Below are 17,431 nucleotides of genomic sequence, written 5' to 3' on the forward strand. Positions count from 1 at the left end.
TGATTGCTGGCGGCAAAGTGGCGAACTAGCGCTTGTCGTCGACCAGCAGGTGCCCTTGGTCGGCTGATCGAGGCGGTAGATTCTTCGCCAGCTTTCTTAAGCATCTCTCCCATGCCCAGTCAGAGGGTGCTTTTTTTTTCAACCACCAGTGCGCTGCCAAGTACGGATTGAACATACCGCGCCCGACTCGGGCTTCCTTCAACCCATTTCGGTCGGCACGTTCCGCATACTTGCTCCACTGTTTGTCCGGGAACATCGCCTCAAGCGTTTCCTTTCTGACTGGATCGAATAAATCAGCGAGATCTCGATCCGCGCACGCTTCGGCTGGAAGGGGAGCTTCCGCGCGGGGAGTAGCTGCGGCTGCGCTTGGCGATACCTGCGTGTCGTCATCAACAGCCTCTGCCGCCTGCGGCTTCTTGAGGTTCTCTTTGCAGGCAACGGTATCGAGTTCGGCAGCAATCTCTGGAAGGCGCCCGGCGTGAATGTCTGCAACCAGGTCATGGAAGGGCGTGATTGATTCCCGCTCCGGGAGGTTTGCTAGCGCGGCCAAGTCACTTGGCACAAGGCGCAGCAGCGATACCGGGATCAGGCCAGCGCTGCGAAACCGTCGATTTCCCAAGACAAGTGCTGCCGCTTGGCCTTTAGCTGTCTTTGCGTCATCGAATAAGCGGAACTGCTTAATCAGGTCTTCAGCCTGCGTGACCTCTACTTCAGTGGGGCGATCCAGGCTGATTTCCTCATTGGTCAGCGTGTCCTGAAGCTGCCATCCGGATGGCAACAGAACGCGGACGGTATCAAGCCCGAGACCATCCGAATGAGTCGTCAAAAGTTGCCACAGGCGATCCAGGATCAGTTCAGGCGTCCACTCATCGCCTGTCTTCTTCGCCAAAAAACGGGCGGCAGTCTCCACGTTCGAGCGTTCAAGGTATCGCATTCACACTCCATCAAGAAAGGATGGCCACGCCAGCCGGGCACAGGTCTCCCGTTGCGCCATGATTCGAGGCAGGGGTGAAAATGAATATGCGAAATGCCTCACGCCAACTCCTGAATGCTGCGCTGACGCACCGCAATGCTCTGTTCGTAGAAATTGCGTCTGCAGTCGCGGCACCGATAGTGCTGTCGTCCGCGAGCATCGATGAATGAGCGGTTGAGCTGACGGCCAGCGCAGTCGGGACACTTCACCGATTCATCGAGCGGAAGCAAGTGCCGACGCGAAGCGTGGAGCTGGAAGTGATACCGGCAGTCCAGGCATTCGAAGGTTGGGTTGGCGTGGTCACTGCGCTTGCGATAAGCAACGTCTCTCCCACCGCAGCGCAAGCACGTGACCCCTTGTTCTGCCGGTGTGAAGCCGAGTCGATAGGCTGCACGGCTCGTGAGCGGCATGTCGTCCGGCAGTTGTTCGAAGAGTGGCGCCAGTCTGCGACGAAAGTCAGCCAGTTGTTTGGCGTCGGTGCAGCCAGCGATCCGCCAAGCCTGCACGGGCGTCCATGGGCCCCACAGCACGACCAGCGTGCCGTAGAGGGTAGGCCAGTTGCGCTCATGCACGCGAAAGAATGGTGTGCCGACGGTGTTCGTGGAGGATCTGCCGCAGGCCTCGCAGCGATCGCGCGTTGCAGGGCTGTAACTCGCGCGCCATCGTGCGCCCGCATGACCGCAGCGCGGGCAGCGTGTGTGCCGATGGCGTGACGGATGCAGCGTATCGAGCAACAGCGTCACCGTCCGCAGGGTGGGCTCGGCGGTCCACAGCGCTGAAGCGACCTCGAAGTCCTCGTGAGCAAGATGCGCGAAGCTACGGGCGAACCAATCTGGAAAGCCGCCGATCGTTTTCATAGCACAGCCGTTTGTGATCGTTCCGAGTGTTGCGCTGAGTGCATTGCGGGCTTCGCGATCTTCGAGAGCCACCCGCCGCGATGTGGTCGCTACATGATCTTCAGGGGATGGGTCGAAAAGTAGATGGCCAGGGCACCGAGGCCGAGCAGTTGAACGGGGGCTGTTGCAACATCGACCACAACGGCAGCAGGAATCGCGACGACCTTCTTCAGATTCAGCGGGGCGGTCTCTTCGAGTCCAGGAAAGAAGGCGACCGTCCGCGAGTGTGTCAGTTTCTCTGCTGACTCCGGCGGAATCTGCGTGGCTGGCAGAACCAGGCCCGAGATGCTGACGGCCTTGGTGAAGTGAGAGTCGAACTCGCTATGCAGAGCGAACCCCAAGCGTTCCAGCTCGGCACGTTGTACGTCCGAAAGGGGCGCGTTCTTGTCGATCGTGAGCGTAAGCGCGCCCCAGAACTTAGCGTCTTTGAGGAACAGATGTCCCTGCGTGTTGCTGGACTCCGCAGACGGCTCCACCAAAGGTCCAATCGGCGATTGGGCAATTTGCAGCAACTCGTCTTCGCCACTCACCAGCAGGTAGGTGTGCTGCTGCCCGAGGAACGCGATCGATCCGCTTGTCCCGTCGGCCGCGTCAGCGGTTTTGAGCACTTTGCCCAGCGCCAGAATCTTGTCTTCGGCGATGGGCTTCATATGGAAGTACGGATCGCGTGTATCCATGGTTGTTGCAAAGAACGTGGCGCAGCCGGTGACAACACAGGCCGCCAGCGCGGCTAAAAAGGATGCAAGTCTTGGTGCGATCGTCATGAGTAGTCCAGGGGGATTCCAGAAAGTTCGGGCTATTGGTTGTTGAAGTTCGGTACCGTGGCGATCAGCGCAGCACCGCAGCTGGTCTTGTGGCCTTCGAACGCGACGGCGCGACCATCGACGACGAAGTTCGGATCGCCTTCAACGATCGTGCAACCATCGTGGCCCTTGTGCGGGCAGGTGCAGACGTCGCCGACGCGAGCGACTGGTAATCCCATCACGAGGTAAGTTCCGTTCGCACCGACCACTTTTCCGCCATGATCGGTGGGGTCGTTCAACCGGATCACACGTGGCATGGCATTTCGTCATTCATGGCGCGTTCCTTGATGATTGGTTTGCTGTCGTGCATGTCGGACGGACTGCCAGCCGGCCAGCATGCCGGCGACAACGGCAATGAGCACCGCTGTGATTGCCAGCGCGCAGAGGACTGCCGACGGTGTGGCGATCTGTACGAAACCGCCTGTACCCTCGAATCGAAACCCCATCCATTCGAATGGCAAAACCGGAAATTCATACCAAAGCACCAGCATTGCGGATGGATCTTCGGCGAACCCGCTCGCCACAAATCCGAACAGGAGTCCGAGCGCGAGGTAGCCGAACATCAGCCACAAGGCGCAGCGTCCTAAGTGGCGACGGAAGACGATGCCTTGGGGCATGCAGGCCGAGTTGGTAGTGTCGAGGCACGGTGGTTTCATGCGGCGTCGCACGGCGCAGTCCTTGCGCTACCGACATGCAACTTCGATTGAAATGCCGGTACCGAATGTGGCACGACGGGTGACCATCGCACTCAACGCGTCTCAGGTACCGGGCACAGCTTCGTACTCTCCTCCGGCGACAGCAGGGACACGCTGCACGGTCCTCCGGTGAGCTTGACCGAGATCGTCTGCGTAACGCCACCGGCGTCGGTGCAGCCTCGAACCGGCCCCGCGTCGGTGTTCATTTGATACCCCGAATTTGCCATCGGCGCGCCGCGCGATTTGTACAGCACGAAGGGCCCGCACTTGCATTCTTGTCCGATCACCTTCTGGCACTCCGAACCCGGTGGGCTGCGCAGAAGCTTGAACATCGAGAGATCCTGTTTGCCGAAGAAGAACGCGAACTTCACCGGGTTGAGTGAGCGTCGGTCGATGTGCCAGGTGTAAGCGGTCTTGCCGTCGCGGTCCTTCTTCACCGACTGCGCGTTGTGCTCACCGACCAGGGCTGCGTCGATCCGAATCGTGAGCGTCGCGTGCAGGCCATTGAGTAGGGCCTTGGCCGCATGCGCTTCGGGGTTGGTGCCGCTGACCATTGAATCAAGACCGGCTCGATCTTCTCGTGTCAGACCGTCCTTGGCTTCGAAACCAAGTTCAAGTTCGCGGATTGGTTTGAGCTCCAAGAATGAGGGCGCTACCTTGCTGACCGAACTCGCACCGCCCAAAAACGGAGTGAGGTCGTCGTGTTCAAATGATCCGCTCTCTTCAAATCGCACGAAGAAAGTGTGCGGTGCCGTTTGTTTCACGACCTTCGCGGACGGCGCGGCTTTGAGCTTCTTCAGCGCGATGTCTTGCATGTCTTCTGCCTTGCCGGTGTTCTCGATCAAGGTGGAGAAGTCCTTGAAGGTGCCGGCATAGCTGAGCTGAAAGCGACCGTCCCGTTCGATGGTGATGCTCTCCTCGACGCGCTGCGGCATGACCTCGTAACAGCCTGAAAGGGCAAGCAGCAGGAGCGCGAAGAGGACGTACCGAAGGCCAATCTGAAGTGGGTTCATGCTGTTTGGGTTCAATGTGCTGTCACGGAAGCGACGCACGCGATGTCGAGGGAGCAGATGCGTCATGCCTTGTCCCCGGTTGTGGTAGCGCCGTGAGCATCGTTCGCAACAGCGTTTCCTGTTGTCTGATCGGAGTAGGCAACCAAAGTCCAAACCGTCGCGATCTTGGCCTGCTCGGCATCGCCGCGCAGCTTCTGCCACAGCGACGGCGTTGCAGTGACGACCGTGCGGGGCATGGCTTCACCGGCTTGAACCACGCGTTCTTCGCCTTCTTCGGAGCGCCACAGGCCTGTTTGCGGGCAGGCTCGGCCGGTGGCTGCGAGTTCGCCGAGTGGCGTGGGGGGCGGTTCGGCAGAGGAGGTCTTTGCGGGTGCGGTCGGGCGCAGACGGATCGAGTTCACGATGGTGTCGAACAGCGCAATCGCCTCGGCATCGGTCAGGGATGGTTGGCCGCTGTATTCGTCGCCGGTCTTGTTCTTGCCGGTCTCGAATTCAACCCGTATCGACGGCGCCAGCGTCTGGGCGCGCTCGCCGAAGGCTTCCCACGTGAACTGGTGCGCCATGCGTCCGGTCTTGTTCGGCATGGTTTGCAGGAGTTCTTCCGCTTTGACGGGACCGACCGGATGCGGACCCCGACGCAGTGTCCGCACACGCGCGAAGAGCGCAGTGATCTCCGCGGACATCGGGACCGACATGCCTTTGTCGATGCGGGCAAGCAGACCTCCGTCGATGACCTGCTCTTTGCCGATAGTGTCCGTTTCGATGTCAATCCACAGATCCGGATGATCCTTCAGGGTGAGGCGAATCGAGGCGGTTTCCTGATTGGCTTCCGGCGTGCCAGCGAAGTAACCGCCTTCGATACAGAAACCTGGCTCGGCGGGGATTTCGTTGGGGGTGCGGGGGCGGAACGCTGCCAGTGCCTTGAGGGTATCTTTTAGCCCAACGTCCGCCTTGTCATCATCAACTTCGCCGTGCGCCAACAGTTCACTTCCACCACTCCATCGGAATCCTTGGACTTGGTTTATGTATCCTGAGTTTGGCTTCTCCCAGTAGACAAAAGCAACGGCGTTGTCGTCACGGTCTTTGTGTGCCTGTCGAAGCAGGCTAGGGTCCTTTTCGTGCCTTGTCGTTTTCAATCGCTCTTCGAACGTCTTTACCTCGCTCAGGTATGACTCCCGAGTCGCAGAACGTACCGACATGCGCATCCAGTCATAGTCGGCAGTGAAGAACCGAATATCCGCCGTCTCCGGTAAGTCGACCAGGTAGCGGCCGACGCAATGCGTGCGAAATCCCTTGGGGGCGGTGGTGTCAGTCATGGGGGTTTTATCCTTGCTGGCGCCTTGAGCGAGTACTGGCACGACGCCACCCAGCGCCAAGGCCACCAGGGCTGCGCGCAGGAGCGTGGAGCGGCTGCGATTGATGATGCGGGTCATCCCGTGGTTCCGTCGCTGTTGAGCGGTAGTTGTTGGGCGATCTTGCCGATAGCATAGAGCACGGTGTTGTGCACGGTGCTGTTCTTGTAGCTGTCCGAATGTTCGAGCTTGAGCCCTTGCAAGCGAAACACCGTGCGGATGCCGGACAGATCGGCAACGGCGTGCGCCGAGGGTGCCGGTACGGTGCCGTCGCCCGGTCCGTCCTTACCGTCGAGCTTGAAGCGCACCGAAGTTTCGCCGATCCTGGCTTCGGTCGGCCCGAGAAGGTCGACGTCGCCCCGCTGCGCGGCCAGCACCGCTTCGCTGGTAAAGCCCGACAAGTCACCGTTCGTGCGCCAGGTCACGCTCACGAAACTCGGCTGCTTCGGGTCGTCACCGTAGTGCGCGTAGGTTTGACCGTGGCAATAACCAGAAATGGCGTCGTGGAAGTCTTCGGCCTGCTTCAAATTCTGGAGAAAGAGTTTGTGTGCAGTCACCTTCGTCGTAGTTTTGAGCAGCTTCGCCGGATCAATCAGTTCCGGGTCCACCATGCCCCACCAGCACTCCTTGGTGCTCTTGCCGTAGATGTCGCTATAAGGATTACCGCCGGCCTCGGGTAACTCGATGGTCTTCTTGCCGTCGGTCACCTTGAGCCAGCCCGGCGGGTAGCGTTTGGTCGGCAGCAGTTCCAGCGGTCCAGGCGCGTTGGCCATCACGCAAGTGATGTCAGCCGCGTCCCAACCGAGCACCTTCGCCGCACCAAGATTCTTGAGCCAGCCTCCGATGCCGTCCCACGAGGCCTCGGTGCCGGCCTTGAAGCGCCGGTAGGTTACGGGAGCACCTTCGGTCGGCATGACGCCATGCACGACGCCGAGTACTTTGTCGCCGAGCTTCTGCGCAGCCCGACGCGCCACCAGCCCACCCATGGAATGGGTCACCAGGATGACCTTCTCGGGTTTCTTGAAGTAGCAGCTCTTGGCAATGCGGGCAATGATTTCATCGACCCGCTTCACCACGAGATCGGATGACTCCTCATTGCTCTTGAGCCAGTTGTAGCCGCAGGCGAAGACGGGAAAGTAGACCTTGCCGAAACGGCTGGCGAACTCGCCTTCGGTGAGGGCTTCGAAACCCGTGATTGGCGTCCAGGGGTGCGGTTGATCGCCCGCGATGGCTTCATCCCACGCCTTTTCGCGCTTGGGTGCATCGGGATTCTTGCCCGAGAGGTCTTCGAACGGGTAGTTCAGGCGGTCTTCGAGAATGCGCAGGAAGGGCACATAGCCACTCTCCCAGACTTCCCCCCAATAACGCCGACCGGCCTCCGCGTCATCGAGCGCGGGGTAGTTGGAGCCCAGGTCGAGCGATTCGGTTCGGTTCCAGACCGTTGCGTCCTTTGGGTTGAGGATTGTCTGGCGCGTTTTGGGTTTCTGCCCGATCCGCGACGCGAGTTCGCCGACCGCTTCCGGAATGCCATTGGGCGGTGACCACGCCGGTTTGTCCTTCTTACTGACCAAGTTCGACCCCATGATGCCTGGAATGAAGATCACGGGAATCGGCGTGCGAGCTGGCCAGACGGCCATGGCACGACAGGTGAAATCGGTCGCGCTGAGTGCAGAACGCGAGAGCGGATTGAAGTTGTCGTCGAAGGTGAGCGCGACGCGGCGTAGCGGTTCGTTCATGGGACTCAGTCAGGCAGGAAGGCAACGTGAATGGCTTCGGGCAGATTCTTGGTGGCTAGGCCCGTTGCGCCGCTGGCATCGGTTCGTCCGGACCACAGCACCTCACCCGATGCGGTCTTGACCTCAGCCTTGAGGTTGCCCATCGGTTCGCCGTTGGGGAATTTCAGATGGAACTTTTCGTCGGTCTTGAGCGTGCTGTGCGGCATGTCGGGCAGGCTGACCGAAGCGTTGCCACCGCCGCCGAAGTTGAAGCTCGCAGCTTTGACGTTGAAGCTGCCTGAGGTCTCGATCGTGACGCCGCTGGCGTTAAGCGTGAGTTGTGCGCCACCGACACGGAGCGTGAGGGTGTTCGGTGCTTCGACGAGGACATGCCCGCCCGCGGAGTAGATGTGCACGTCCTTGGCGGCGGAGAGCTCGGTTTCACCGTCTTGGGCCTGGATCTGGATCTTGCCTTTGCCGGCGATCTGCTGGATCCCGCTTTGCTGCGTGAAAAGGCTGAGCCCATCCAGCGCGCGTAAGCGAATCGCCCGGCCAGCATTGAGCTGCGTATGCAGGCCACTACTGAGGTTGAGCACATGACCGGTCGCGAGCGTCGTGCTCTCCGGTGATCCCACGACGACGCCTGCCGGCCCGCTGATTGCGACCATGGGTTGTGCTGCCGTTCCGGTCGGACTGCCCTTGGAGGTGTTGCTGCCGACCTCCCAGTCTTTGACGCGTTGGATGAGTTCCGCCTGCGCTTTGGTGTCGGTCTCACCGGCTTGATGGGTGCCGGCCAGTTCGCTGGCTTTGCCGGCGAGTGCCTGGGCGGCGTCCAGTTGTCCAGACAGCGTATCGCGCGAGAGATGGGCGCCTCCGGCCTTTGTTTGCGACTCGGCGGATATCAGTACCCCTTGCGCACCGCGCACGGCGGTCATCTTGTCCGAGCGCAGTTCGGCCCCTTCACCCCGCGGCGTAGCTTTGCCGTTGATGCGCGCACCGGTGAGGTAGCCCAGATTCACTTCGCTGTAGGCATGTTCGCTCTGCAGCTTGAAACTGATCTCTCCGGGGGTGTCGTCCGCGAGCCACTGGTTATAGCGACCGCCACCGAGTTCGGAACTCTTGTAGCCGGAGAGTGCGCGGTTTTCAGGCAAGGCGCCGACGTGCGAGAAACGCGGCGGTTGATGAGCGCCATTGTGGACGCTGCCAATGACCATCGGCCGGTCAATGTCTCCCTCGATGAACCCGATCAACACTTCTTGGCCTACGCGCGGGAGGGTTTGCATGCCCCAGCCGCTGCCGGCAATCGCGTTGCTCACGCGCAAGCGACAGGTGTTGGTGCCGTTACGATCCCAGTGAAAACACACCAGCACGCGGCCGAGTTCGTCGACATCGATTTCGTTACCCGATGCTCCGACCACCAACGCGGTCTGCAGACTCGGTGCGGTCGGTTTGGCGTTGTTCGTGTGATCGAAAGCAGGACGCCAGGTGACCGACTGACGGATGGCGGTGAAGCGGTTGCGATAGCCAGGTTCGAAGGTGTCTTCCGTCGCCGCGCCGGCAAGCTCCGAGAGTTTCGCGAGCGGACTGGCGTTGAGGAACTCCTCCGGCAGGTTGTTGCGCGCATCGTGCTCGACTGAGAGCAACAGGTAGCTGTCGTCCTGGCTGCCACCGTTGAGCGCGTTGGTGAGCGCACCCAAGAGGCCGTCGTAGTGACCGGTGATCGTCGTAGCGGTGCCAGGGATGAAGCTGCGCACCGAGCTCTCGCCAAAGCGTGTCTTGGCCTGCGCTTCGAACGCTTCCATACGCAATCGGGTGTAGCGGCGCAGATCTTCCGTGCCCGAGCCGTAGTACTGGGTCTGCGGCGCGTAGTCTTCGAGTGCGGCGACCAGTTGGCGTGCGGCACCGTGTTCGAAGGCCGTGCCTTCCGAGGCCGACTGTGTGCCGGCACCCTTGTATTCCCAACTCGCCAGCGTCACTTCACCGGGTACGAAACGGGATTCACTTTCCCAGCGGTCGATCGTGTCGGCAGCCTCGGTCACGGCGGCGCGATGAAAGCGCGTCGTGGCCTGAGCGTTGGCGGGCAGGGTGTCGCTGCGATCGAAGAAGATCACTCGGGTCTGACCCACCAGCGTGCCACTCACAGGAAGATGTTCGATCCGGTAGCCAATGCCTTCCTCCGCGCAAAGCCGTTCAATGAAGGCGAGCGGGCTCTCGGCATATGACGCCGTGTAGCTTCGAATCGGATACTCACCGACCAGATCGAAGCGCCACTGCAAGTCGGCAATCTTCGCCTGCCAGCGCGAGAGTTCGGCATCCAGAATGTCCGGAACGGAGAGCTCTTGGTAGATCCAGTTGCTGCGGGGAATACCCAGCAGCGCCAGGGCAGGGGAGATTGTGAGCACATAGCGACGACGTCCGCCGTCCGCTTCGCGGGGCGCTGCCTTGGTTACGATGCCGTTGAACCAGCGTTCGCCTCCGGCAGCACCGTTGAGCGCAACGCTCAGGCGCCGTCCCAACAGTTGCTTGGCTTCAATCCCCGCATCCAAGCCGTAGCACTCGACCTCGAAGCCGCCGCATTCCGAGACGGCTTCACGCCCTTGTAAGCGTCGAACGAGCAGCGAACCCGAGGCAGGGATTCCTGGGTCCAGATGCAGGGAGAGCAGACGGGTGTCGTCGGTGAAGGGCAGGAGCGCCGACAGAAGGCCGCGTGGATTGAGATCCATGTCCTGATAATGCCTTGATGTATGCAAAGGGCATTATTGCAAGAACCCAATGGCATTGCTGGCACTTGGTCACGGATTCGCTGTGTTTGCACCGGGTTCAGATTGCGCGAACTGATCAGCGTCAGGTAGACAGGGCTATTGACTGAAGCGCATAGGACATTGCTCTGCACACTGGTCGGGTCAGCAGAGACTGGCAGATGCGGGCGGCTGGTGTGCTGACTGCGTGCTTCGTGTTCGTCGGCTGTGGAACGGGTTAAATGGGGGTGCCGATTATGACGGGCTGCATGGATGCAAACGAGCGCTCCGTCTTTGCGGCGTTGTGCAGGAGGCCGTGGTTTCGCGTGGTGTTGTGTTGATCGAAACCAATTACAAAAGGCTTACATGCAAAGCAAAAAGCACTTAACCCAATCGTAGGATCGGGCTAAGTGCTTGATAAATTGGTGGGCCTCCTCGGAGTCGAACCGAGCACCAACGGATTATGAGTCCGCTGCTCTAACCAGGCATGAGCTAGAGGCCCGAATGCCTGTTCGCTCCGGCTGCGCGGGCATCTGGCTTCGTTGGTTCGCTCGCCGTACTCAAGTACCGTCTCGCTCACCGCCTCGCCAGCTGCCCACTCGCACGGTGCGAACAGGCGTTTGCGAATCAGCCCGCGTTGGTTACGCGGGCGTGTGGTGGTGCGATCAGCCTTCGCCGTCGAGGAAGCTGCGTAGCTTGTCCGAGCGCGAGGGGTGACGCAGCTTGCGCAGCGCCTTGGCTTCGATCTGGCGGATACGCTCGCGGGTGACGTCGAACTGCTTGCCGACTTCTTCCAGCGTGTGGTCCGTATTCATTTCGATGCCGAAACGCATGCGCAGCACCTTTGCCTCGCGCGGCGTCAAGCTGTCGAGCACTTCCTTGGTGGCGTCGCGCAGGCCGGAGTATTCGGCCGCATCGGCCGGCGCCACGGTGGCGTTGTCTTCGATGAAGTCGCCCAGATGCGAGTCGTCGTCGTCGCCGATCGGCGTCTCCATGGAAATCGGCTCCTTGGAGATCTTCTGGATCTTGCGGATCTTCTCCTCGGGCATTTCCATCTTCACGGCCAGCGTCGCGGGATCAGGCTCGAGGCCGGTCTCCTGCAGGATCTGGCGCGAGATGCGGTTCATCTTGTTGATCGTTTCGATCATATGAACCGGAATACGGATCGTGCGCGCCTGGTCCGCGATCGAACGCGTGATGGCCTGACGGATCCACCACGTCGCGTAGGTCGAGAACTTGTAGCCGCGGCGATATTCGAACTTGTCCACCGCCTTCATCAGGCCGATGTTGCCTTCCTGGATCAGATCGAGGAACTGCAGGCCGCGGTTGGTGTACTTCTTCGCGATCGAGATCACCAGACGCAGGTTGGCCTCGGTCATCTCGCGCTTGGCGCGGCGCATCTTCGCTTCGCCGGTGGACATCTGCTTGTTGATGTCCTTGAGTTCCTTCAGCGGAATGCCGATGCGTTCCTGCAGGTCGATCAGTTTTTGCTGCTCTTCCAGAATGGCCGGTTGCATGCGCATCAGCGCGGCGGAGTAGCCCGCGTTCGCGCTGATTTCGCCCTTTAACCAGTCACGGTTGGTCTCGTTGCCCGGGAAGACCTTGATGAAGTGCTGGCGCGACATGCCGGCGCGTTCGACGCACAGGTCAAGGATCTTGCGTTCGTGCTTGCGGACGTTCTCGACCATGTGACGCACGGTGTCGCAGAGCTTTTCGATGGACTTCGCGGTAAAGCGGATGTTCATCAGCTCGGCAGAGATCTGGCCGTGGATCTTCAGGTAGGTCTTGTCGTCCGAGCCCTTCTTGCCCAGCGCCGCGATCATCTTGGCGTAGAGGCCACGGATCACGTCGAAACGCTGCAGTGCGTCGGTCTTGAGCTGAAGCAGCGATGCGCTGATCTTGCCGGCGCCGTCGCCATCTTCGTCGTCCGCGTCTTCGTCTTCCTCTTCGTCGAGCTCGACGTCGTCGGCCGGCGCCGCTTCTTCCGGCGCATTGGGGTCGATCAGGCCGTCGACGAGTTCGTCGATGCGCATCTCGTCCTTGCCGACCTTTTCCGCCATATCGAGGATATCGGCGACGGTGGTCGGGCAGGCGGAGATCGCCAGCACCATGTGCTTGAGGCCATCTTCGATGCGCTTGGCGATTTCAATTTCGCCCTCGCGCGTGAGCAGTTCGACGGTGCCCATCTCACGCATGTACATGCGCACCGGGTCGGTCGTGCGGCCGAATTCGGAATCGGCGGCCGACAGTGCCTGTTCGGCTTCTTCCTGCGCCGCTTCGTCGTCGACGACCTGCGGCACATTGTCGGAAATCAGCAGCTCTTCGGCGGCGGGCGCCTCGTCATAGACCTGAATGCCCATGTCGCCAAAGGTCGAGATGATCGACTCGATCTGCTCGGCGTCCACCATGTCGTCCGGCAGGTGGTCGTTGATCTCGGCATAGGTCAGGTATCCGCGTTCCTTGCCCAGCGCGATCAGCGACTTAAGGCGGGTGCGGCGCGCTTCGGCATCAGCAGGCTGCAGCGCGGCAGCCTGGGCGAGCGCGAGATCCTTCTCCTTGGCCTTTGCCTTGGCTGACTTTGGCTTGGACGAGTCCTTGCGGGGGTCTTTGGATTTATCCGTGGCGGCCATGAAATCCTCGGGAAAAGGTCGCGAAAACCGATAATTATAACTTAGTCTCAGACCGTCTGGCCAGACTTAAGTTTCTGTTTTTTCGCAAGAAGCGAGCCAAGACGGGCTGCGGAGCTGCTATCCGCGCGGCCGCTCGTGACCTGCATCTGCAAATTCTTCAATTCTGCTTCGACGGCCTGGAGCTCAAGTCGATCAAGCAGGCCGCGCAGCGTTTCTTCGAGTTTCGTCTCGTCGATGTAGCCTTCTTCGATCGACTGCATCGCACGGGTGATCGCGGTCTCGTGTGTGCTGTCGCGGAAGTGCTCGATCCAGGCGCCAAGCGGCGCATCAAGCAGGGTGCCATCCTCTCCTGCATCGATGATCGCCATCACGGCGGCGCGCTCGGCGGTCTCGGGCAGGTGGCCGACGAGCGCAAGCGGGACTTTGTCGCCAAGTCGGGGGCGCGCCAACAAAACGCGCAGCAGTTGTTGCTCCAGCGGCACCACGCCAACGCGCGGCTCCGGTGGCGGCAGGCCTTTCTTGCCGAAGCGACCCTTCTGCCACTCGCCCTTCTGGAAGGGCTCGAAGGCAGGGCGGGGCGGCCGCGGCGGTGGTGCAAGCCCCAGTGCCGCGGAAGTTTCTTCCGGGCTCAGTTGTGCCGTCGCGGCGAGGTCGCGCACGATCTGCAGTTGCAGAACTTGGGCAGCGATCTTCGGAACGAATTCCTTGGCGTTGTGAACCAGGTGCGCGCGCCCCTCGGCAGTTTGCAGGTCACAGCCTTCGGCGAGGGTGTCGAGCAGGAAGCGGCCGAGCGGCGTTGCGTCGCGTGCGGCGAGCTGGAAGGCTTCTGCGCCGCGTTCACGAACGAAGGAATCCGGATCGTGCTCCGACGGCAGAAACAGGAAGCAGACCGTCTTGTCGTCGGCGAGATGCGGCAGGCTGGCCTCAAGGCCGCGGCGAGCCGCCTTGCGGCCGGCCTTGTCGCCATCGAAGCAGAATACGAGGCGGTCCGCTTGGCGCAGCAGTTTCTGGACGTGCGTCGGGGTGGTCGCGGTGCCAAGCGTTGCGACGGCGTTGTTGACGCCGTACTGCGCGAGCGCGACGACGTCCATGTAGCCCTCGACCACGATCACCGTGCCGGTCTCGCGGATGCCGACGCGCGCTTGCGGCAGGCCGTAGAGTTCGCGGCCCTTCTCGAACAGCGGCGTCTCGGGCGAATTCAGGTACTTCGGTTCGCCGGCGTCCAGAATGCGCCCGCCGAAGGCGATGACGTTGCCGCGTGCGTCCTGGATCGGGAATATGATGCGGTCGCGGAAGCGGTCGTAACGGCGGCCGGCTTCGTTGTCGATTACGAGGCCCGCTTCGGCCAGTCCGCCGTCGTCGTACTTCGGGAAGGCCTTGTCCAGGCTCTGCCAGCCATCGGGAGCATAACCGATGCCGAAGCGCGCCGCGATTTCGCCGGTCAGGCCGCGGCGTTTCAGGTAATCGACCGCGCGTGAACTGGTCTTCAGTTGCTCGCGGTAGAAGCGCGCCGCGGTCGACATTACATCGATCAGCGAGCGTTGTTGTTCGCGTCCGGGGCCGGAAGAGGCAGGGCCGTCGTCGGGGACTTCCAGGCCGAGTTGCTGGGCGAGTTCCTTGACGGCGTCGACGAAGCCAAGCCCGGAGTGCTCCATCAGAAAGCCGATGGCGGTGCCATGCGCGCCGCAGCCGAAGCAGTGGTAGAACTGCTTGCTCGGGCTGACCGTAAAGCTCGGGGATTTCTCGTTGTGGAACGGGCAGCAGGCGGAATAGTTGGCGCCCGCCTTCTTCAACGGCACGTAGCGCTGAATCAGGTCGACGATGTCAATCCGAGCGATGAGGTCCTGGATGAAGGCCTGAGGAATCATGAACGTGCCGCGGCGAGCCGGCGAACGCCGCCAGCCCTAGGTCAGTATAGGCAAGCGAATCGAATCCGCTTGCCCGGTGTGTCAGGCCGAGAGCTTGGCCTTGACGCGTGCCGAGACGAGGCTCATGTCGGCGCGGCCGGCGAGCTTGGGCTTCAGTACGCCCATCAGCTTGCCGATGCCGGCAGGGCCGGCAGCACCGGTTTCGGCGATGGCGGCGTCGATGACGGCATCGATCTCGTCGGCGCTCATCTGCGCTGGCATATAGGCGGACAGGACTTCGATCTCGAAGCGTTCAGCGCTGGCGAGATCCTCGCGCTTGGCGAGCTCGTACTGGGCGACCGAGTCGCGCCGCTGCTTGACCTGCTTTTCGATGACGGCCTGCACGGCTGCGTCGTCCAGTTCGATCCGCTCATCCACTTCGCGTTGCTTGATAGCCGCGAGCAGAAGGCGCAGGGCGCCGAGGCGCGCGGTTTCCTTCGCGCGCATGGCGGACTTCATGTCTTCATTGATCTGAAGCTTCAGCGACATCGTGGAACTCCCAAACGAGGCGCGCCGGGTTCGATGTGGGGAACCGGAAGGCGCAAAAGCGCCGCGGAACGCTACCGTGATGGTGCGTTCCGCGGCGCATGTCTTGCGGCTGTTGGCAGCGTTGCTGCCGGAACCCTGCCTGCGCGCAGTCCGCCCCGAAGGCGCCCGCAGCGCGGCGGGTTCTTAGTACAGCTTCGGCGGCAGTTGCTGGCTGCGCAGGCGCTTGTGCAGGCGCTTCACTGCAGCGGCCTTCTTGCGCTTGCGTTCGGCGGTCGGCTTTTCGTAGAACTCGCGCGAACGCAGCTCGGTGATGACACCGGCCTTCTCGATGGTGCGCTTGAAGCGGCGGATCGCAACTTCAAACGGCTCGTTTTCCTTGAGGCGGATACCCGGCATTCTCAAAACCTCGAATTGATCAGTAGTCTGGACGGGTTCGACAATAAATCGAGCGCGCCCGTTGAGCGAAGCTCGCTAGTTTAACCAAACTCGGCAGGATTTCCAAGTCCACTGTCAAGCCCCGCCAACTGGAGTGTTCGCGCTACACTCGCGACCCCATGCAGATCCTTGGTATTGAATCATCTTGCGACGAGACTGGTGTCGGCGTTTACGACACCGAACGGGGCTTGCTGGCGCACCGGGTGCACTCGCAGATCGCGATGCACGCCGAGTACGGCGGCGTGGTGCCGGAACTGGCGTCGCGCGACCATGTGCGTCGAATCGTTCCGCTCGTGCGTGAAACCCTCGCCGCGGCTGGCTGTACCGCCGAAGCGCTCGACGGCGTGGGCTACACCGCAGGGCCCGGTTTGGCGGGCGCCTTGCTGGTCGGCGCGGCCTTTGCGGAAGCCTTCGCATTCGGCCTCGGGGTTCCGGCCTTGCCGGTTCATCACCTCGAAGGGCATTTGCTGTCGCCGCTGCTGTCGAGCGATCCGCCGGTGTTTCCGTTTGTCGCGCTACTGGTGTCCGGCGGGCATACGCAGTTGATGAAGGTCACAGGCGTTGGCGCCTATGAGTTGCTTGGCGAAACGGTGGATGACGCTGCCGGCGAGGCCTTTGACAAGACAGCCAAGCTGATTGGCCTGGACTATCCAGGCGGCCCTGCTTTGGCAAGGCTGGCGAGTGAAGGTGTCGCAGGCCGATTCAAACTGCCTCGCCCGATGTTGCTCTCCGGCGACCTGAATTTCAGTTTCAGTGGTTTGAAAACTGCGGTACTCACCGCGACCAAGGCAGCGGCGTGGTCGCATGATCAGCGTGCTGACCTGGCTGCCGAGTTCCAGGAGGCGGTCACCGAGGTGCTCGTCGCAAAGGCGCTCGCGGCTCTGAAGGCTTGTGGGCTGCGTACGCTGGTCGTGGCCGGTGGCGTCGGCGCCAACCGGCGCTTGCGTGAGCGTCTTGACGAGATGGCTGCGCGTCGCCGGCTGAGGGTGCATTACCCGGAACTCGCGTTCTGCTCCGATAACGGCGCGATGATCGCGCTGGCAGCAGGATTGCGCTTTGCGCAGGGCGCCACCGGTAACCGGGATGGGCGTTTTGCGGTGCGTCCCCGCTGGCCTTTGAGCGAACTGCAGCGGCCGGCTTAGGCGGCGTCTTTTTTCTTCCCGCCGATACGGTCTTCCTTGCCGGCGACGAGGCGCGAAATATTCTCCTTGTGGCGCCAGATCAGTACGGCGGACATCATGATCGTGGCTGCCGTCCAGCTCAGGTTGCCGAGCCACCAGTACGTGAACACCGGTGCAGCCAGTGCCGCAGCGAGTGCGGCGGCAGACGAGTAACGCGTCGTGAAGGCAACGAGCAACCAGGTTGCCAGCGTCAGTCCGCCTGCCGGCAGGCTCATCGCGAGCAGCACGCCCGCGGCGGTCGCGACCCCTTTGCCGCCCTGGAAACGCAGAAACACCGAGAAGACGTGGCCCAAAAAGGCGAAAATTCCGGCGACCGCTGCGTCGTTCTCGCCGAGGCCGAGCGGCGCGGCCAATGCGCGAGCAAGCATCACCGCTACCGTTCCCTTGAGGGCATCGCCGATCAGCGTCAGGATGGCGGCTTTCTTGCTGCCGCTACGCAACACATTGGTTGCGCCCGGATTGCCCGATCCGTACTTGCGCGGGTCTTCCAGGCCCATCGCGCGGCTGACGATGACGGCGAACGGCGTTGAGCCGATGAGATAGGCGGCGAGCGCAACAATGACGGTCTGCATTGGATAATGGCGAAATTCGCTTCAGGAAATCG

At 61.6% G+C, this 17,431-nt stretch carries 15 protein-coding genes and 1 tRNA gene; 1 reads left to right on the top strand and 15 read right to left on the bottom strand.

Annotated elements, in window-relative coordinates:
- Positions 1-25: 25 nt before the first annotated feature.
- The 14 genes from ACE3P0_RS11070 to rpsU form a co-directional block, all read right to left on the bottom strand.
- Positions 26-934, bottom strand: a complete 909-nt coding sequence (locus ACE3P0_RS11070; protein WP_374402675.1) for a hypothetical protein — start codon at positions 932-934, stop codon at positions 26-28.
- Positions 935-1,032: 98 nt separating this feature from the next.
- Positions 1,033-1,830, bottom strand: a complete 798-nt coding sequence (locus ACE3P0_RS11075) for a hypothetical protein (protein ID WP_374402676.1) — start codon at positions 1,828-1,830, stop codon at positions 1,033-1,035.
- 89 nt (positions 1,831-1,919) lie between these two features.
- Positions 1,920-2,633, bottom strand: coding sequence for a hypothetical protein (locus ACE3P0_RS11080; protein WP_374402677.1), 714 nt, complete (start codon positions 2,631-2,633; stop codon positions 1,920-1,922).
- A gap of 32 nt (positions 2,634-2,665) precedes the next feature.
- Positions 2,666-2,929 carry a PAAR domain-containing protein gene (locus ACE3P0_RS11085; protein ID WP_374402679.1) on the bottom strand — a complete coding sequence of 88 codons (264 nt, stop codon included), beginning with the start codon at positions 2,927-2,929 and terminating at the stop codon, positions 2,666-2,668.
- A 9-nt stretch (positions 2,930-2,938) separates the two neighbouring features.
- Positions 2,939-3,244: a hypothetical protein gene (locus ACE3P0_RS11090; RefSeq protein ID WP_374402680.1), complete on the bottom strand. Its 306-nt coding sequence runs from the start codon at positions 3,242-3,244 to the stop codon at positions 2,939-2,941.
- 176 nt (positions 3,245-3,420) lie between these two features.
- Positions 3,421-4,446 carry a hypothetical protein gene (locus ACE3P0_RS11095; protein ID WP_374402681.1) on the bottom strand — a complete coding sequence of 342 codons (1,026 nt, stop codon included), beginning with the start codon at positions 4,444-4,446 and terminating at the stop codon, positions 3,421-3,423.
- A complete protein-coding gene (locus ACE3P0_RS11100; protein WP_374402682.1) occupies positions 4,443-5,813 on the bottom strand; it encodes a T6SS immunity protein Tli4 family protein in 1,371 nt (456 codons plus the stop codon). The genes ACE3P0_RS11095 and ACE3P0_RS11100 overlap by 4 nt, the downstream gene beginning before the upstream one ends.
- A complete protein-coding gene (locus ACE3P0_RS11105) occupies positions 5,810-7,468 on the bottom strand; it encodes an esterase/lipase family protein (protein WP_374402683.1) in 1,659 nt (552 codons plus the stop codon). Before ACE3P0_RS11105 ends, ACE3P0_RS11100 begins: the two co-directional genes overlap by 4 nt.
- A gap of 5 nt (positions 7,469-7,473) precedes the next feature.
- A complete protein-coding gene (locus ACE3P0_RS11110) occupies positions 7,474-10,170 on the bottom strand; it encodes a type VI secretion system Vgr family protein (RefSeq protein WP_374402684.1) in 2,697 nt (898 codons plus the stop codon).
- A 438-nt stretch (positions 10,171-10,608) separates the two neighbouring features.
- Positions 10,609-10,687: transfer RNA gene (locus ACE3P0_RS11115), tRNA-Ile, on the bottom strand.
- 163 nt (positions 10,688-10,850) lie between these two features.
- Positions 10,851-12,815, bottom strand: a complete 1,965-nt coding sequence (gene rpoD, locus ACE3P0_RS11120; protein ID WP_374402685.1) for an RNA polymerase sigma factor RpoD — start codon at positions 12,813-12,815, stop codon at positions 10,851-10,853.
- 47 nt (positions 12,816-12,862) lie between these two features.
- Positions 12,863-14,683 carry a DNA primase gene (gene dnaG / locus ACE3P0_RS11125; RefSeq protein ID WP_374402686.1) on the bottom strand — a complete coding sequence of 607 codons (1,821 nt, stop codon included), beginning with the start codon at positions 14,681-14,683 and terminating at the stop codon, positions 12,863-12,865.
- An 81-nt stretch (positions 14,684-14,764) separates the two neighbouring features.
- Complete coding sequence (locus ACE3P0_RS11130; protein ID WP_374402687.1) at positions 14,765-15,211, bottom strand: GatB/YqeY domain-containing protein; 447 nt, start codon at positions 15,209-15,211, stop codon at positions 14,765-14,767.
- A 183-nt stretch (positions 15,212-15,394) separates the two neighbouring features.
- A complete protein-coding gene (gene rpsU, locus ACE3P0_RS11135; protein ID WP_172204808.1) occupies positions 15,395-15,607 on the bottom strand; it encodes a 30S ribosomal protein S21 in 213 nt (70 codons plus the stop codon).
- Between the two features lie 158 nt (positions 15,608-15,765).
- Here rpsU and tsaD point away from each other — a divergent pair, with 158 nt between their 5' ends.
- Positions 15,766-16,788 carry a tRNA (adenosine(37)-N6)-threonylcarbamoyltransferase complex transferase subunit TsaD gene (gene tsaD / locus ACE3P0_RS11140; RefSeq protein WP_374402688.1) on the top strand — a complete coding sequence of 341 codons (1,023 nt, stop codon included), beginning with the start codon at positions 15,766-15,768 and terminating at the stop codon, positions 16,786-16,788.
- Here tsaD and plsY read toward each other — a convergent pair.
- On the bottom strand, positions 16,785-17,399 hold the full coding sequence (gene plsY / locus ACE3P0_RS11145; protein ID WP_374402689.1) for a glycerol-3-phosphate 1-O-acyltransferase PlsY: 615 nt from the start codon (positions 17,397-17,399) through the stop codon (positions 16,785-16,787). The two genes, tsaD and plsY, sit on opposite strands and share 4 nt — an antisense overlap.
- Positions 17,400-17,431 lie beyond the last annotated feature (32 nt).

The sequence above is a fragment of the Niveibacterium sp. genome (assembly GCF_041909475.1).
Lineage (GTDB): Bacteria > Pseudomonadota > Gammaproteobacteria > Burkholderiales > Rhodocyclaceae > Niveibacterium.

Excerpts from the sequence above, each read along its gene's own strand:
- ACE3P0_RS11070 (WP_374402675.1), bottom strand. The coding sequence starts at position 934 with ATGCGATACCTTGAACGCTCGAACGTGGAGACTGCCGCCCGTTTTTTG.
- ACE3P0_RS11075 (WP_374402676.1), bottom strand. The coding sequence starts at position 1,830 with ATGAAAACGATCGGCGGCTTTCCAGATTGGTTCGCCCGTAGCTTCGCG.
- ACE3P0_RS11080 (WP_374402677.1), bottom strand. The coding sequence starts at position 2,633 with ATGACGATCGCACCAAGACTTGCATCCTTTTTAGCCGCGCTGGCGGCC.
- ACE3P0_RS11085 (WP_374402679.1), bottom strand. The coding sequence starts at position 2,929 with ATGCCACGTGTGATCCGGTTGAACGACCCCACCGATCATGGCGGAAAA.
- ACE3P0_RS11095 (WP_374402681.1), bottom strand. The coding sequence starts at position 4,446 with ATGACGCATCTGCTCCCTCGACATCGCGTGCGTCGCTTCCGTGACAGC.
- ACE3P0_RS11100 (WP_374402682.1), bottom strand. The coding sequence starts at position 5,813 with ATGACCCGCATCATCAATCGCAGCCGCTCCACGCTCCTGCGCGCAGCC.
- ACE3P0_RS11105 (WP_374402683.1), bottom strand. The coding sequence starts at position 7,468 with ATGAACGAACCGCTACGCCGCGTCGCGCTCACCTTCGACGACAACTTC.
- ACE3P0_RS11110 (WP_374402684.1), bottom strand. The coding sequence starts at position 10,170 with ATGGATCTCAATCCACGCGGCCTTCTGTCGGCGCTCCTGCCCTTCACC.
- rpoD (WP_374402685.1), bottom strand. The coding sequence starts at position 12,815 with ATGGCCGCCACGGATAAATCCAAAGACCCCCGCAAGGACTCGTCCAAG.
- dnaG (WP_374402686.1), bottom strand. The coding sequence starts at position 14,683 with ATGATTCCTCAGGCCTTCATCCAGGACCTCATCGCTCGGATTGACATC.
- ACE3P0_RS11130 (WP_374402687.1), bottom strand. The coding sequence starts at position 15,211 with ATGTCGCTGAAGCTTCAGATCAATGAAGACATGAAGTCCGCCATGCGC.
- rpsU (WP_172204808.1), bottom strand. The coding sequence starts at position 15,607 with ATGCCGGGTATCCGCCTCAAGGAAAACGAGCCGTTTGAAGTTGCGATC.
- tsaD (WP_374402688.1), top strand. The coding sequence starts at position 15,766 with ATGCAGATCCTTGGTATTGAATCATCTTGCGACGAGACTGGTGTCGGC.
- plsY (WP_374402689.1), bottom strand. The coding sequence starts at position 17,399 with ATGCAGACCGTCATTGTTGCGCTCGCCGCCTATCTCATCGGCTCAACG.